This is a genomic window from Methylobacterium sp. Leaf465 (genome assembly GCF_001424705.1).
Lineage (GTDB): Bacteria > Pseudomonadota > Alphaproteobacteria > Rhizobiales > Beijerinckiaceae > Methylobacterium.
On record NZ_LMRA01000023.1, the window covers coordinates 360,230 to 374,741 of the forward strand.

Sequence of the window (14,512 nt, forward strand, 5' to 3'; positions counted from 1 at the left end):
CCCCCGGCGCCCGGCTTGCCAGCCGGACCGGGGACCGGCACTGTCAGCTTGGCCATAGGGGCCGCGCGGACCCGGGCGATCTGTCGGCCCGTCGCGCGACGGAAAGACGGGACGCCTGCGATGACGAGGGACACGAGGAACGTTGAGTCCGGCACGACGGACGGGCGAATGGGCCGCCTGAGCCGCCGGTCCTTCCTGGTCGGCACGGGGGCCGGCCTCGGCGCCCTCGGGCTCGCCGGCTGCGTCTCTTCGGACGGCGTCCTGCGCGCCGAGGCGGCCAAGATCTACGGCCCGATGCCGGAGGAGAGGTTCCCCATCCCGGCCACCGACATCAGCAGGGTCGATCCGAAATACTTCCGCCGCACGGTGCCGTACCCGACCCAGGAGGCCGCCGGCACGATCATCGTCGATCCGGCCAACTACTACGTCTACCGCGTCGAGGGCGACGGGACCGCGACGCGCTACGGCGCCAATGTCGGCCGCGACGGGTTCCGCTGGAGCGGCGACGCCTATGTCGGGCGCAAGTCCGAATGGGCCACCTGGACCCCGCCCGCGGAGATGATCCGGCGCCAGCCCGAGGCGGCCAAGTACGCCCGCGGCATGCCGGGCGGCCTCGACAACCCCCTCGGCGCCCGCACCCTGCACCTCTACCAGAACGGCGCCTACACGCTCTACACGATCTACGCCTCGAGCGAGCCCGACACGATCGGCTCGGGCATCACCAGCGGCTGCGTCGGCCTGCTGAGCCAGGACATGATCCACCTCTACGCCCGCACGCCGGTGAAGACGAAGGTGGTCGTCCTGCCCGCCTGAGGGCGGACGCGTCGTCAGCGCGGCAGGGCCATGCGTAGGGTGCCGCGGCCGGCGGCCTTGGCCGCGTAGAGGGCCGCGTCCGCGCGGGTGAAGAGATCCGCCGGCGCCGAGGCGGCGGCCCGGGCGATGCCCACGGAGGCGCCGAACCGCAGGCAGACGCCGCGATGGTGGTAGGGGTCGCGCATGGCCGCGACGATCCGCCGGCCGATCGCCTCGCAGAACGGCCCGTCGGCCTCCCGCTCCACGAGGACGGCGAACTCGTCGCCGCCGATGCGGGCGACGAGGTCCGTTTCCTGGCAGGCCGCCCGCAGGCGCCGCGCGGCCTCCTGCAGGCAGACATCGCCCACGGCGTGCCCGTAGGTGTCGTTGATCGCCTTGAAGCCGTCGAGGTCGACCAGGAACAGGGCCCCGCTCTCCGACAGCTGCGCCAGGCGCTCGTCGAAGACCGACCGGTTCGCCAGGCCCGTCATGCGGTCGAATTCCGCCCGGTAGCGCGTGCGGTCGGCGCTCAGCTTCTGCTCGGTGATGTCCTGCTTGAACCCGAACAGGCGCACGGGAACGCCCGCGCGGGTCTCCACCGACCCGGTGATGCGGATCCAGCGGCGGCTGCCGCGGCCGGCGACGATCTCGGCATCGAGGGTGAAGGGGGAGCGCCGGCCGATCGCCTCCGCTCGAACGGCCACGAGGTGGCGTCGCGCCTCCTCGGTGTAGCAGGCGAGGGTCTCCGGCCGGCTCACCGGGGATCCGCGCGGGAATTCGAAAAGGTCGTAGACCCCCTCGCTCCAGCGCAGGGACTCGTCCGGGAGGTCGCATTGCCAGAGGCCGATCCGCGCTTCGGCCGAGGCCGCCTCGAAGATGCGCGTCATGTCCGCGAGGGCGTCGGCCTGGCGCTGGATCAAGGCCGCCTGGGCGGCGAGTTCGCCCCGGAGGGTCAGGATCGTCGCGGTGTCCCGCCAGCGCTGGGCGGCAGCGGCGTCGACCGCCCGGGTGGCCAGCCGGAGGGCGGCGGACGCCAGGCGCGGGCGGTGCGGCGTCGGCAGCGGGTCGATGGGATCGTCGTCAGAACTCACGCGGCGTGCCCCGTTCGCGCCAAGGTGTTCAGCCCGGAGCAGGTACGGATCGTCAGCAATGCCGTCCCGGCTTCGAGATGTCCTCTCGTCATCACGCTAAGGGGAGGCCGGTTAACGGAGGCCATCGGCGGGAGAAGTTTCGGGCGGAGTCGACCTATTCGGCCGGCTTGTCCCCGTCCTGGGCCTCGACCTTGTCGACCGGCGGCTCGGCGCTTGCCATCGACTTGCGCTCCAGCATCGGCTGCAGGCGCTCGGCGAGCTGCTGGCCGAGATGGCGGGTGTAGGCGGTCTGGAAGTAGCGGGCGCCGGTGCCGCGGCCGTAGAGGCGATCATGCGCCTGGATCATCGCGTCGACCTCCGGGCGGCACAGGAAGCCGGTGACGCCGGCGGCCTCGTACCAGCGGCCCGCGCGGGCGTGCCGGGTCGCGGCGGGGTTGGACAGCACGGTCTCGGCGAAGCACTCCGTCGCCGCCCGCTCGAGGGGGGACATGACCCCGTGCGGTTGCGCCGGATTGCGCCCTGCCGCCTCCGCCGCGGCGCCCCATCCCAAGGTCGTCACCAAAGCGCCGAACAGCAAAGCCTTCATCGTCGGAAGCCCCGTGCGAAATCGATCTCGATCCGACGCGAGTATTCACCAGCGATTTGGTCCGGAGAAGGGCAGAAGTCCGGCACCGGGCGGTCCGACGACGATCGGCGCGCGGTTGTGGCGCGCCCATCACAGGGCCATCCTGGGCGCGGCCTCAGCCGCGACGCTCGGCCTCAGCCGCGACGCTCGGCGTTCCAGCGTCCGCTGCAGGCGATCAGCCCCGTGGTGTTCCAGGTGCCGTTGCCGGTGCCCGAGCGGCCCAGCCGGCCGACCACGTCGGCGGCGTCGTTGCCGCGGGAGATCACCGCCCGCACGGCGCCGGTCTGCGAGACGCGCCCGTTGATGTTGAACTCGCCGCCGGCATAGCTCGCCTCGCCGCGCCGGATCTGGACGCCGTAGCGATAGGCCCGGTCGCAGGGACCGTCGAGGGTGACCACCTCGATGCTCCAGGTGCCGTCGTAGCGGTTGGGCACCTGGACCTTCTTCTTGGCGGCATCCGCGACCCCGGCGGAGGCGGTCAGGAGGGCAAGGGTGGTCACCGCGAGGGCTGCGCGTCGCATGGGAATCCGTTCGTGTTTCGACTCGACTGGGCCGAGAACGAGCGCGACCGCCCCAGGGTTGCGCGCCTACGCGTTCGTCGCGTGCGCCAGCGCTCCCGTCAGCAGCGCCAGAACGTCGCCGCCGGCATGGAGTTCGCCGTCGACGCCGGCCGCCTTGAGGGGGGCTGCGAGGTCGCCCGCCTTGCCGGCCAGGTACAGGGTGCTGGCCCCGGCCGCCTTGAGGGCGCGGGCGGCTTCCACCGCGTGGGTGGCGTAGAGCGCGTCGGACGAGCACAGGCAGGCGATGCGGGCGCCCGAGGCCCGGAAGGCCTCGGCCAGGGCCGCCGGATCGGTGAAGCCCTCCTGGTTCACCGCCTCGATGCCGCCGGCCGCGAAGGCGTTGGCGGCGAAGGTCGAGCGGGCGTTGAAGACCGCCACGGGTCCGAGATTGGCCAGGAACACCGCGGGGCGTCGACCGCTCGCGGCCAGCGCCGCGTCGGAGGCGTCGCGCAGGGCTTCGTAGGGTTCGGCGAGGCGCAGGGACGGCAGGGGCGGGGCGGTCAGGGCCGATCCGCTGCCGAAGCCGGCGGCGGGCGGCGCCGCCACGGGGGCGACGTCCAGCACCGTGACGGGCTTCTCGGCGAGGTAGGGGAATTCGCTGGCGCCGGTCAGGGCCTCGCGGCGGGTGGCGACGTTCCGGGCCCGCGTCGCCTGGATCGCGGCGATCCGTCCCTGGATCGCACCGGCCCGCAGGCTCGCGACGAGGCCGCCCTCGCGTTCGATGGCCTGGAAGGCGGCCCAGGCGGCCGTGGTCAGCTCGCCCGTGAGGGTCTCGAAGCTGCCGGCGCCGGCGGCCGGGTCGGCCACGCGGGCGAGGTTCGATTCCTCGATGAGGACGATCTGGCTGTTGCGCACCACCCGTCGGGCGAAGGCGTCGCTCAAGCCGAGGGCCGCCGTGTAGGGCAGGGCGGTGATCGCGTCGGCGCCGCCGAGGCCGGCCGAGCAGGCGGCCATGGAGGTGCGCAGGATGTTCACGAAGGGGTCGCGCCGGGTCATCATCCGCCAGGCGGTCTCGGCATGGAGGCGCAGGGGCCGGGGGTCGAGGCCGCAGGCCGCTTCCACCCGGGCCCAGAGCCGGCGCATGGCCCGGAACTTGGCGATGGTCAGGAACTCGTCGGCATCGGCCGTGAGCAGCACCGCCACGGCCTCCCGGGCGCGCTCCAGCGGGTGCCCATTGGCTTCGAGGGCGCGCAGGTAGGCCACCGCGGTGGCCAGCACGGCCGCGAGCTCGGTCGCCTCGCTGGCGCCGGCCTCGTGGTAGGGCCGGCCATCGGCGAGGCAGGCGCGTCCCGAGAAGCCCTCCGCGTCGAAGGCCGCCAGGGTGCGGGCGATCTCGGCGCCGTAATCCTCCGCCAGGGACCCACCGGCCGCCAGGGTGCCGATGGGGTCGAGGCCGAGGTCGAGGTCGAGGCCCTTCAGGGTCTCGCCGCGGGCCGCGACCACGTCCCGGATCAGGAAGGCGGCCTCGATTCCGCGCGCGCCCGCATCGAGCCGGGTGGCGATCAGCGGCAGCATCACGTTGCCGAGGGCTGCGTCGAGGTCGGCGGCGGTGGTGGCGGTGAGGCCGTAGCCCCGCGCGGAGGGGGCGCCGGCGAAGACCAGGGTGAGGGCGTCGGCGCCGCCCTCGAGATCGGCCAGGGCGAGGGCGCTCGCCTGGGCGCCGTCCGGGTGGTCGACCCGCTGGGCCACGCGCCACGGGCCGGGGGCCCGCACCGGCTGCGCCACCGGCGCGGCGGCGTCGTAGAGGGGTTCGATGCGGATGCCGTCGGCGGTCTTCGCGACGAGGCGCTTCTCGAAGTCGCCGCCCTTCAGAACACCGTCGACGAGGCCGAGCCAGCGCGCGCGGGTCGCGGGCGGAAACAGGTCGGCGAGGGGACGGTCTTCCATCGGGGCTGGCCTCCGCAGATGCTTGGCTCCGGCCAAGCGGCTTGGCGCCAGCCAAGCGTGGCCGGACATCCTTATCCGGACAGCCCTTGCACGGGGCGGCGCGCGGACGCAATCGCCTCCCCGTTCTGTATTTTTTATCCCGATCGATCCGGGGACCGGGCGACGCGCGTCAGCCGAAGATGATGAGGCCGGCGAAGCCCAGCGAGCCGACGATGATGCGCCACCAGGCGAACAGCCGGAACCCGTGGGAGGCGACGTAGTCGAGCACCGTCCGGACCACGATGAAGGCCGAGATGAAGGCGACGATGAAGCCGATCACGATCAGGCCGGTGTCGTCCCGCGACAGGTTCTTGTAGTTGTCGAGCAGGTCCTTGGCGAAGGCCCCCGCCATGGTGGGAATCGCGAGGTAGAACGAGAACTCGGTGGCCGAGCGCTTGTCGGCCCCCATCAGCATCGCGCCCACGATGGTGGCGCCCGAGCGCGACACGCCGGGGATCATCGCGAGGCACTGGAACAGGCCGATCCGGAAGTCCATCGGCAGGGTGAAGTCGAAGACATCGTGCTTCTTCACCTCGAGGTCGGTCTCGTCGAGGACGAGGAGGACGATGCCGCCGGCGACCAGGGTCGCGCAGACGATCCAGGGATTGAAGAGATAGTACTTGATGTATTTCGAGAAGAGCCCGCCGATGATCGCCGCCGGCAGGAAGGCCACCAGGATTCCGAGGACGAATCGACGGGCCTTGGGGTCGTTGGGCAGCGCCAGGGTGATGCCGAGGAGCCGGCGGAAATAGACGGCCAGGATCGCCAGGATCGCGCCGAGCTGGATCAGCACCTCGAAGGTGTTGTTGGGCGATTCGAAGCCGATGAAGTGGCCGACGAGGAGCTGGTGCCCGGTGGACGAGACCGGGATGAACTCGGTCGCCCCCTCCACCACGGCAAGCACGACCGCCTTCGCGATGCCCATCGCATCCATCATCTCAGCGCCTCGACGGTTGGGGGTGTTTCGGGGGACCGGGCCGGTCCGGAGCGGGGGGTGTGGATCCACCTCGCGCGGCCTTCGCGGATCGAGGCTGATCCGTCAAGGTTGACGGATGGTTATCGCGTTCGCGCCAGGCATGTTAATGAGGCGGCAATCATCGGGCCATAAGTGTTATCGCCGCCGACCATCCCCGCGGGGCACCGACGCGGCCCGTCCCCCGGCACACCCTCCCCGTTCGAAACGGCCTCGATGGCGACGCTTTACCACTCTCCCTTCTGCCCGCACTCGCGCTTCATCCGCCTCGTCCTGTCCGAGATGGGCATGGAGCCGACGCTGATGGAGGAGCGTGCCTGGGACCGGCGCGAAGCCTTCCTGCTGATCAACCCGGCCGGGACGACGCCGGTGCTGGTGGAGCAGACCGGGCTCGCCGTGCCGGGAGCCGGAATCATCGCCGAGTATCTCGACGAGACCCGCGGGCTCGGCCTCAGCGGCCGGCGCCTCCTGCCCGAGACCCCGGCGGCCCGGGTTGAGGTCCGCCGCCTGCTCGACTGGTTCCTGGTGAAGTTCAACGCCGAGGTGACCGAGTACCTCGTCACCGAGAAGATCTCGAAGCGCTTCATGAACAGCGCCAACGGCGGCGGCCCGCCGGACATGAACGCCATTCGCGCCGCGCGCACCAACGTGCGCTACCACATGAAGTATATCGGCTACCTCATGTCCCGCCGGAAATGGCTGGCGGGCGACCATCTGACCTATGCCGATCTCGCCGCGGCGGCCCACCTGTCCTGCGTGGATTATCTCGGCGACGTGCCATGGGACGAGGACGAGACGGCGAGGGACTGGTACGCGCGGGTGAAATCCCGTCCGTGCTTCCGCACCCTGCTGGCCGACCGGGTGCCGGGCATGGCGCCGGCGGACCACTACGCGAACCTGGATTTTTGAACCCAAAGCGGACGCCGCAGGCCCGGGCCGCCACCAGGGCGCCCCGAACCGTCCTCGCGGGCGCCGACCTGCGTCGCGCCGTCGAGGCGCGCGCCCGCCTCCTCGGCTTCGAGGCCGTCCGCGTCACCCGGCCCGACGCCGTGCCCGAACTGAAGGCAAGGCTACCCGCCTGGCTCGCCGCCGACCACCACGGCAGCATGGAGTGGATGGTCGAGCGGGCCGACCAGCGCGCCGACCCCGCCACCCTGTGGCCGGGGGTGCGCAGTGTGGTCATGCTCGGCATGAATTACGGCCCGGAGCATGATCCCCTGGCCCTCCTGGCCCGGCGCGACCGGGGCGCCATCGCAGCTTATGCCCAGCGGCGCGACTACCACGAGGTGGTCAAGGGCAAGCTGAAGGAGCTCGGCGGCTACCTCTCGGCCAAGGGCGACGTCCGGGTGAAGGTCTTCGTCGACACCGCCCCCGTGATGGAGAAGCCGCTCGCCGCCGCCGCCGGCCTCGGCTGGCAGGGCAAGCACACGGTGCTGGTCTCGCGCGACCTCGGCAACTGGCTGCTGCTGGGGGCGATCTACACCTCGGCCGAGCTGGAGCCGGACGCGCCGGAGGCCGACCATTGCGGCTCCTGCCGCCGCTGCCTCGACATCTGCCCGACCAACGCCTTCCCGGCGCCCTACCAGCTCGATGCGCGCCGCTGCATCGCCTACCTCACGATCGAGCATGCCGGGCCGATTCCGACGGCGTTCCGCACCGCCATCGGCAACCGGGTCTTCGGCTGCGACGACTGCCTCGCCGTCTGCCCCTGGAACAAGTTCGCCGCGGTGGCCGCCGAGGGCCGCATGGCCGCCCGCGCCGATCTCGCGGCGCCGCCCCTGGCCGAGCTCGCCGGCCTGGATGAATCTGCCTTCCGGGTCCGCTTCGCCGGCACGCCCGTGAAGCGCACGGGCCGGGACCGCTTCCTGCGCAACGTCCTCATCGCCATCGGCAACTCCGGCGAGCCCGGTCTCGCCGCGGCGGCCGAGGCGAACCTGTCCGATCCGTCGCCCCTCGTGCGCGGCATGGCGGTGTGGGCCCTCGGGCGCCTCGTCCCTCCGGGAGGGTTGCGGGCCCTTTTCAACGCCCGGGGTTTCGGCGAAACCGACGATGCCGTCCGGGCCGAGTGGCGCCTGGCCCTCGATTCCGACGGCCCCGAGACGACAGGACCCGTTGCTGCATGAACCTCTTCGTCTTCGGTCTCGGCTTCACCGCCCGGCGCTTCGCGGAGCGCGCCCGCGACCGCTTCGACGCGGTCCGCGCCACGGTCACCGATCCGGCGCGGACCGGACCCGGCGACATCGCCGCGATGCGGGCCTTCGGACCGGGTTCCGACGACCCCCGCATCGCGGCCGACCTCGCCGACACGGACGTGCTCCTCGTCTCGGCCCCTCCGGTCCGCGACCTCGACACGACCCTCGGCGTATACCGCGACGCCATCGCGAAGAGCCGCATCGGCTGGATCGGCTATCTCTCGACCATCGGCGTCTACGGCGATCACCAGGGCGCCTGGATCGACGAGGACACCGCTCCCAGTCCGGTGAGCGGGCGCTCGCAGGGGCGCCTCGCCGTCGAGGAGGCCTGGCTGGCGCTGGGCCGCGAGACCGGCAAACCCGTCCAGGTGTTCCGCCTGTCGGGCATCTACGGCCCGGGCCGCAACCCGATCGTGAAGCTGCGCGAAGGCAAGTCGCAGCGGATTATCAAGCCGGGCCAAGTCTTTAACCGCATCCACGTGGACGACATCGCCACGACGCTCCTGGCCTCGATCGACAAGCCCCGGGGCGGCGCGGTCTACAACGTCACCGACGACGAGCCGACGCCGCCCCAGGTCGTCACCGAGTACGCCGCCAAGCTCGCCGGCCTGCCGCTGCCGCCGGAGGTCGATTTCGAGACCGCCGACCTCAGCCCCATGGCGCGCAGCTTCTACGGCGAGAACAAGCGGGTCCGGAACCACCGCATCCGGGACGAACTCGGAGTCGACCTCGCCTATCCGACCTACCGCGAGGGCCTGGCCGCCCTCGTGGCGGATGCGCGAACGGCGTAGCGGCCCGGCCCGCCCCGTGGGCGCCCGGGTCCGGTCGCATCGGCCATCGCGACGGCTCGGCCCGCCTCACCGAGAGACCAGGCTGTGAAAATCCTTCATTCCCTCCAGGCGTTACGGGGAATCGCGGCGTGCCTAGTCGTCTACGCCCACGCCTTCGACCTCGCCAAGACCCTGAGTTCCGGGCAGCCCGTTCAGGGCCGCCTCGGCCACCTCGAGGATTTCGGAGCCGTCGGCGTCGACGTCTTCTTCGTCATCAGCGGCGTCATCATCACCCTCACGGCGCAGCGCATCGTCGATCTGCCTTCCGCGCATCGCTTCGCCCTGCGCCGCGTCCTGCGCGTCGTGCCGTATTACTGGCTCCTGAGCGGCCTCGTCGTCGGCCTGACGCTCCTGTCCGGGCTGCCCGACCCGCATCGAATTCCCGCGACGGTGCTGTTCATCCCGTTCAGTGAGCGCGGCTTCGAGATGCCGTACCTCGCCGTCGGCTGGACGCTCTGTTTCGAGATGCTGTTCTATCTCTGCGTCTATCTCGCCCGCGCCTGGCTCTTCTGGACGCCGAGGGGGCGGTTCTCCGTGGCGCTCGCCCTGTTCGCGGGACTCTTCGCCCTCGTGCGGCCCGAGCACCTCACCCTGTTCCTCCTCAATCCGATCATCCTCGAATTCGGCTTCGGCATCGGCCTCGCGTGGCTCTACCGGCGCGGCACCGTCGGGCGCACGGATGCGGGCTATCTTCTGGCCTTCGGTCTGATCGGCTTTGCCCTGAACCTGGTCTTCGGCTTCGGTCACGCCTCGGAACTGGAATGCACCGTCTCCCTGCCGGGGGCCGCCTACCGGGTGCTGATCTTCGGCGTTCCGAGCGCCGGCGTGGTCGGCGGCCTGCTGCTCATGGAGCGCGCCGGCATGCGGATCGGAACGGCGCTGGAGGGCCTCGGGAACGCGTCCTACTCGATCTATCTCACCCACACGATCACGTTCGAACTCCTGCGGGCTGCGGTGGCGCGCGACAGCCTGGCGCCCGACCTCCTCATCGCCCTGGCACTGGTCCTCGGCGTCGCTGTCGGCTTCGTGGCCTATCACGCCCTCGAGCGGCCGCTCCTGCGTGCCCTCGGAAGCTGGACGGCCCCCGCCGTCGAGGGCCGTCCGGGGCTTGCCGCCACCGGGACGGCGAGACCCTGAGCCGATGGGCCGTCAGGCGGCCCTGCGGTTCGCCGCCGGTCCGAAATGGTCGCGGTAGCGCTCCGCGATGGCCGAGACGGGCAGCACCACGAAGACGTCCGTGGTGCCGAACTGATGGTCCACCACGGCCCCGTCGCCGAAGGTGGCGCCGACGCGCAGGTAGCCCTTGATCAGCGGCGGCAGCGCCTGCAGCGCCGCCTTGGGATCCACGGCCTCACGCGCGAGGCGGTCCATGGCGACGTAGCGCTCGGGCAGGGCGCGGGCGCACCAGCCCTCCGCGGCGCGGGCATGGTGGTGCAGGAAGCTCAGGGGGAGGGCGAGGCGGTCGGGGTCGGTTCCCTCCAGGCTGGCGCAGCCCAGCATGGCGTCGATGCGGTGGTGCTGGACATAGGCCCAGATCCCGGCCCAGAGCAGTTCCACCGTCCGCTTCGTTCGGTAGGGCTTCAGCACGCAGGAGCGCCCGAGTTCGAGGAAGCGCGCCCCCGGATTGGCCGCCATCATCGGGGCGATGTCGTACTCGCCTGCGGTGTAGAAGCCGAAGTGGCTGTCGGCCGCTTCCTGGCGCAGAAGCCGATAGGTGCCGACCACCTTCGGCCGGGCCCGGCGGAAGGGCTTGGTGGCGAAGGGCGTGGTGTTCACGGCCGCGTGATCGATGACGAGGAGGTGGTCGCAGACCGCGTCGTAATCGTCGATGTCCCGGCGCGACAGCATCGCGAAGCCGCTCGGGACCGCCGACATCTCCTCGTAGAACACCCGGTAGCGCAGGCGCTGGGCCCGCCGGATCTCCGCGACGGTGGTGGCGAGGCGGACCTCCAGGGTACCGATCCGGCCGAGGGTCGGGGGGAGGCCTGGCGCGGCCAGGGGCTTCCTTAAGCGGGGCTTGAACCGGATCGGCGCCGCCCCGGGCGGGAGCAGCAGACCGCGGGGATGGAAGGCCGGCAGGCCGCCGCGTCCCGCCTCGGCGGTGCGCTGCTTCAGCCGGGCGAAGGGGGCGTGCACATGCGCCTCCCAGCCATTGAGCCACGCCATGGAGGCATCGCGCGCAAAGTTCGGGACCATCGTCCAATCCGCCCTGTCGGGACACCGAGGCGGCTCCGCGGGAGCCCCTGGCCTCGTGCCTTCGGGACGTCACAACATCACGAAGCCCACACGCTTTTATGACACGGATTGCCGTTTAGCCAGAGAGGTTTGCAACGGGAAGGACCCGGCAGCTCGGCGACCGCCCGATGGGTAGTCGCCGAAGGACCGGGCCCGCCGATCGCACACGAATGGACTCAGACGAACTGGTTCAAACCCGGGATCGAGCCGACGATCGGTCCCATCACGTCCTCTCCGGCCTTCTCGCGGCCGTAGGCGAACAGTTCCTGGCCGAGGGGCTGCATCTGGCCCATCGGCACACCGGCCGACATCAGCTTCTGGCCCAGCGCCATGACGCCGCCGCCGCCCATCATGCCGCCCAGCATGCCCATCAGGCCGCCGCCGCCTTCGCCGGCATTGGCCTCGGCGATCGTGGTCTCGGATCCCGGCAGGGCGCTGAGCAGCTGGCTCACCTCGGTGGCGGGCCCCTCCTTCTGGAGGAAGGCCAGGATATGGCCGATGGCGGTCTGGGCCGTGGCGGCGTCGAGGCCGGTCCGGTTCGTCACGCGGGCGATCAACTCTTCCATCTCAAACGGGCTCCTGGGTGGCCGGGTGTTCCGCGCGGCCGGGATTGCTGCTCGGTCGGGATGTTGTCCTTCCGGCCTCGTCGCCCCGAAATCAAGGCCGGCCCGCGAAGCGCTGGAAAATGCCGCGGTCGCGGCCCATAACCCTCACGGTCGATGCCGCCGCGCCCAGGCCGGCGAAGAGGAACGGACGGTCATGCAGGACGATGGCACGATCCTGGTCGGCAAGGCGCCGCTGAAGGACGGCAGCCTGAAGCCCGAGGGGCTGACCCTCCGGCTCGCCAATCGCCACGGCCTCGTGGCGGGGGCCACCGGCACCGGCAAGACCGTGACCCTGCAGGTCATGGCGGAAGGGTTCTCCAACGCCGGCGTCCCCGTCTTCGCCGCCGACATCAAGGGGGATCTCTCGGGCCTTGCGGCGGCCGGGGAATCCAAGCCGGTCTTCGTCGGGCGCGCCGCGGAACTGGGGATCCCCTACGAGCCCGACCGGTTCCCGACGGTGTTCTGGGACCTGTTCGGAGACCAGGGCCATCCGATCCGCTGCACCGTCATCGAAATGGGGCCGTTGCTGCTCGCGCGCCTGCTGGAGCTCAACGACACCCAGGAGGGCGTCCTCAACATCGCCTTCCGGGTCGCCGACGACAACAAGTGGCCGGTCCTCGACCTCAAGGATCTGCGGGCCCTGCTTCTCTACCTCACCGAGAACCTGAAGGCGGTCTCGGGCCAGTACGGCAACGTCTCGGCAGCCTCCGTGGGCGCCATCCAGCGCCAGCTCCTGATGCTCGAGAACCAGGGAGCGGACCGCTTCTTCGGAGAGCCGGCCCTCGACCTCAACGACTTCATGCGGGTGGACCGCGAGGGCCGGGGCATCGTCAACATCCTGGCCGCCGACAAGCTGATGCAACGGCCCCGGCTCTACGCCTCGTTCCTGCTCTGGATGCTCTCCGAGCTGTTCGAGCAGCTGCCCGAGGTCGGCGACCTCGACAAGCCGAAGCTGGTGTTCTTCTTCGACGAGGCGCACCTCCTGTTCGACGACGCCCCGAAGGCCCTCCTCGACGCGGTGGAGCAGGTGGTGCGCCTGATCCGCTCGAAGGGCGTCGGCGTCTACTTCGTGACGCAGAATCCCCTGGACGTACCGGAATCGGTCCTCGGCCAGCTCGGCAACCGGGTGCAGCACGCCCTGCGCGCCTTCACGCCCCGCGACCAGCGCGCCGTGAAGGCCGCGGCCGAGACCTTCCGCCTGAATCCCGGTTTCGACGTCGCCAAGGTCATCACCGAGCTCGGCGTCGGCGAGGCCCTCGTCTCGTTCCTGGAAGCGAAAGGCACGCCTTCGGTCGTCGAGCGCGCCCTGATCGCCCCGCCCCAGGGCCGCGTCGGCCCCATCACCCCGGCCGAGCGCGCCGAGCTCCTGGCGAAGAGCCCGGTGCGCGGCAAGTACGACCAAGCGGTCGACAACGAGAGCGCCTACGAGATGCTGGCCGCCCGCAAGGGCCTCGACGGCGGAGCGGACGGGGCCCAGGCCGCCGAGGGGAGCCTGGGCGGAATGCTCGGCGGCTGGCTCGGGGGCGTCCTTGGCGGCAAGCCCGCCGGTAAGGGCGGCCGCCGGTCGGCCCCCGGCCTCGCCGAGCAGGTGCTCGGCAACGCCGCCCGCTCGATGGCCCGCAAGGTCGGGACTGAGGTGGGCAACGCGATCCTGCGGAACGTGCTGGGCGGCCTGACGAAGCGGTAGCTTGTCGGGCGCCGACGCTTCGCGCCCGCATTGACAAATCACCCCGTCCTCGCCTATCCACCGCCTCTCGCGCGGCTTCCTCGACGAAGTCCGCGCGTTTCGCGTTCGCGCTCGGCCCAGGCAGTAAGCCCCGATCCGGTGTCGCGGATGACCTGAACAAGAAGACGGTCCAGGCTCGCTTCGCGGCGAGCGGGAGACCGGCAGAGAACACGAAGAGAGAACGATGTTCGCAGTCATCAAGACGGGCGGCAAGCAGTATCGCGTCGCCGCCAACGACACCATCACGATCGCCACCCTCGCGGGCGAGGCCGGTTCGGCCGTCACCTTCGGTGACGTGCTCCTGTTCACGAACGGCGAAGGCGCCACTCAGGTCGGCGCGCCGCTGCTCTCGGGCATCAGCGTCACCGGCGAGATCGTCAGCCACGGCCGCGACGCGAAGGTCATCGCCTTCAAGAAGCGCCGCCGCCAGAACTCCCGCCGCAAGCGGGGCCACCGCCAGCATCACACGGTGGTCCGCATCACCGGCATCAGCGCCTGACGATCCGACCTGAGATCCAAGAATTCGGAGTAACTCCCCATGGCTCATAAAAAAGCAGGCGGCTCGTCCCGCAACGGCCGCGACTCGGCCGGCCAGCGCCTCGGCGTGAAGAAGTTCGGTTCGGAAGCCGTCATTCCGGGCAACATCATCGTGCGCCAGCGCGGCACCAAGTGGCATCCCGGTACCAATGTCGGCATCGGCACGGACCACACCCTGTTCGCCAAGGCCGCCGGCCGGGTGCTGTTCGAGACGAAGCGCGGTCGCGCTTTCGTCACCGTCGTGCCGATGCAGGAAGCCGCCGAGTAAGGCGCCGAGCCAGGGCCTTCCGCCAGGCGGGCCCGACCACCAGATGATCCCGGGGAAGATGGGAAACCGTCTTCCCCGTTGTCGTTTCGTCCAACGTGTCGCCCGTCGACGTTTCGGCGCCGCGTCCGTGCCGAGCCCGAAACCGATCCGAG

General features: G+C 70.9%; 15 protein-coding genes. 8 read left to right on the forward strand and 7 right to left on the reverse strand.

Features of this window, described 5'->3' with window-relative positions:
• Positions 1-120: 120 nt before the first annotated feature.
• Positions 121-813, forward strand: coding sequence for a L,D-transpeptidase (locus ASG51_RS13895; protein ID WP_056215097.1), 693 nt, complete (start codon positions 121-123; stop codon positions 811-813).
• A 14-nt stretch (positions 814-827) separates the two neighbouring features.
• Here the strand turns inward: ASG51_RS13895 and ASG51_RS13900 are convergent, their stop codons facing one another.
• The 5 genes from ASG51_RS13900 to ASG51_RS13920 form a co-directional block, all read right to left on the reverse strand.
• Positions 828-1,883 (reverse strand): sensor domain-containing diguanylate cyclase, encoded by a 1,056-nt coding sequence (locus ASG51_RS13900; RefSeq protein ID WP_244479581.1) that lies wholly within the window; start codon positions 1,881-1,883, stop codon positions 828-830.
• Between the two features lie 154 nt (positions 1,884-2,037).
• Positions 2,038-2,469: a hypothetical protein gene (locus tag ASG51_RS13905; RefSeq protein ID WP_056275555.1), complete on the reverse strand. Its 432-nt coding sequence runs from the start codon at positions 2,467-2,469 to the stop codon at positions 2,038-2,040.
• Between the two features lie 173 nt (positions 2,470-2,642).
• A complete protein-coding gene (locus ASG51_RS13910; protein WP_056381380.1) occupies positions 2,643-3,029 on the reverse strand; it encodes a hypothetical protein in 387 nt (128 codons plus the stop codon).
• Positions 3,030-3,095: 66 nt separating this feature from the next.
• Complete coding sequence (locus ASG51_RS13915) at positions 3,096-4,955, reverse strand: methylmalonyl-CoA mutase family protein (RefSeq protein WP_056381382.1); 1,860 nt, start codon at positions 4,953-4,955, stop codon at positions 3,096-3,098.
• A gap of 169 nt (positions 4,956-5,124) precedes the next feature.
• Positions 5,125-5,928 carry an undecaprenyl-diphosphate phosphatase gene (locus ASG51_RS13920; RefSeq protein WP_056352881.1) on the reverse strand — a complete coding sequence of 268 codons (804 nt, stop codon included), beginning with the start codon at positions 5,926-5,928 and terminating at the stop codon, positions 5,125-5,127.
• Between the two features lie 255 nt (positions 5,929-6,183).
• On the opposite strand from ASG51_RS13920, the gene ASG51_RS13925 reads away from it, so the two are divergent.
• The 4 genes from ASG51_RS13925 to ASG51_RS13940 all read left to right on the forward strand — a co-directional run bounded on the left by ASG51_RS13925 (position 6,184) and on the right by ASG51_RS13940 (position 10,126).
• Complete coding sequence (locus ASG51_RS13925) at positions 6,184-6,876, forward strand: glutathione S-transferase family protein (RefSeq protein ID WP_056215114.1); 693 nt, start codon at positions 6,184-6,186, stop codon at positions 6,874-6,876.
• Positions 6,877-6,944: 68 nt separating this feature from the next.
• Positions 6,945-8,090 (forward strand): tRNA epoxyqueuosine(34) reductase QueG, encoded by a 1,146-nt coding sequence (gene queG / locus ASG51_RS13930; protein WP_082501377.1) that lies wholly within the window; start codon positions 6,945-6,947, stop codon positions 8,088-8,090.
• Positions 8,087-8,950, forward strand: coding sequence for an SDR family oxidoreductase (locus ASG51_RS13935; protein WP_056381384.1), 864 nt, complete (start codon positions 8,087-8,089; stop codon positions 8,948-8,950). The genes queG and ASG51_RS13935 overlap by 4 nt, the downstream gene beginning before the upstream one ends.
• 84 nt (positions 8,951-9,034) lie before the next feature.
• The gene (locus ASG51_RS13940; RefSeq protein ID WP_056381386.1) at positions 9,035-10,126 is read left to right on the forward strand and encodes an acyltransferase; all 1,092 of its coding nucleotides are present in this window, start codon (positions 9,035-9,037) and stop codon (positions 10,124-10,126) included.
• A gap of 12 nt (positions 10,127-10,138) precedes the next feature.
• On the opposite strand, the gene ASG51_RS13945 is transcribed toward ASG51_RS13940, so the two are convergent.
• Positions 10,139-11,185, reverse strand: a complete 1,047-nt coding sequence (locus ASG51_RS13945; protein ID WP_056275567.1) for a GNAT family N-acyltransferase — start codon at positions 11,183-11,185, stop codon at positions 10,139-10,141.
• Between the two features lie 215 nt (positions 11,186-11,400).
• Positions 11,401-11,835: a DUF2267 domain-containing protein gene (locus ASG51_RS13950; protein ID WP_274534728.1), complete on the reverse strand. Its 435-nt coding sequence runs from the start codon at positions 11,833-11,835 to the stop codon at positions 11,401-11,403.
• Between the two features lie 148 nt (positions 11,836-11,983).
• On the opposite strand from ASG51_RS13950, the gene ASG51_RS13955 reads away from it, so the two are divergent.
• The 3 genes from ASG51_RS13955 (at position 11,984) to rpmA (ending at position 14,360) form a co-directional block, all read left to right on the forward strand.
• Positions 11,984-13,516: a helicase HerA-like domain-containing protein gene (locus tag ASG51_RS13955; protein ID WP_056381388.1), complete on the forward strand. Its 1,533-nt coding sequence runs from the start codon at positions 11,984-11,986 to the stop codon at positions 13,514-13,516.
• A 223-nt stretch (positions 13,517-13,739) separates the two neighbouring features.
• A complete protein-coding gene (gene rplU / locus ASG51_RS13960) occupies positions 13,740-14,054 on the forward strand; it encodes a 50S ribosomal protein L21 (protein ID WP_056215136.1) in 315 nt (104 codons plus the stop codon).
• A gap of 39 nt (positions 14,055-14,093) precedes the next feature.
• On the forward strand, positions 14,094-14,360 hold the full coding sequence (gene rpmA, locus ASG51_RS13965; protein WP_056179428.1) for a 50S ribosomal protein L27: 267 nt from the start codon (positions 14,094-14,096) through the stop codon (positions 14,358-14,360).
• The last annotated feature ends 152 nt before the right edge of the window (positions 14,361-14,512 follow it).

Excerpts from the sequence above, each read along its gene's own strand:
- rpmA (WP_056179428.1), top strand. The coding sequence starts at position 14,094 with ATGGCTCATAAAAAAGCAGGCGGCTCGTCCCGCAACGGCCGCGACTCG.
- rplU (WP_056215136.1), top strand. The coding sequence starts at position 13,740 with ATGTTCGCAGTCATCAAGACGGGCGGCAAGCAGTATCGCGTCGCCGCC.
- ASG51_RS13945 (WP_056275567.1), bottom strand. The coding sequence starts at position 11,185 with ATGGTCCCGAACTTTGCGCGCGATGCCTCCATGGCGTGGCTCAATGGC.
- ASG51_RS13915 (WP_056381382.1), bottom strand. The coding sequence starts at position 4,955 with ATGGAAGACCGTCCCCTCGCCGACCTGTTTCCGCCCGCGACCCGCGCG.
- ASG51_RS13955 (WP_056381388.1), top strand. The coding sequence starts at position 11,984 with ATGCAGGACGATGGCACGATCCTGGTCGGCAAGGCGCCGCTGAAGGAC.
- ASG51_RS13925 (WP_056215114.1), top strand. The coding sequence starts at position 6,184 with ATGGCGACGCTTTACCACTCTCCCTTCTGCCCGCACTCGCGCTTCATC.
- ASG51_RS13935 (WP_056381384.1), top strand. The coding sequence starts at position 8,087 with ATGAACCTCTTCGTCTTCGGTCTCGGCTTCACCGCCCGGCGCTTCGCG.
- ASG51_RS13910 (WP_056381380.1), bottom strand. The coding sequence starts at position 3,029 with ATGCGACGCGCAGCCCTCGCGGTGACCACCCTTGCCCTCCTGACCGCC.
- ASG51_RS13905 (WP_056275555.1), bottom strand. The coding sequence starts at position 2,469 with ATGAAGGCTTTGCTGTTCGGCGCTTTGGTGACGACCTTGGGATGGGGC.
- ASG51_RS13920 (WP_056352881.1), bottom strand. The coding sequence starts at position 5,928 with ATGGATGCGATGGGCATCGCGAAGGCGGTCGTGCTTGCCGTGGTGGAG.
- ASG51_RS13895 (WP_056215097.1), top strand. The coding sequence starts at position 121 with ATGACGAGGGACACGAGGAACGTTGAGTCCGGCACGACGGACGGGCGA.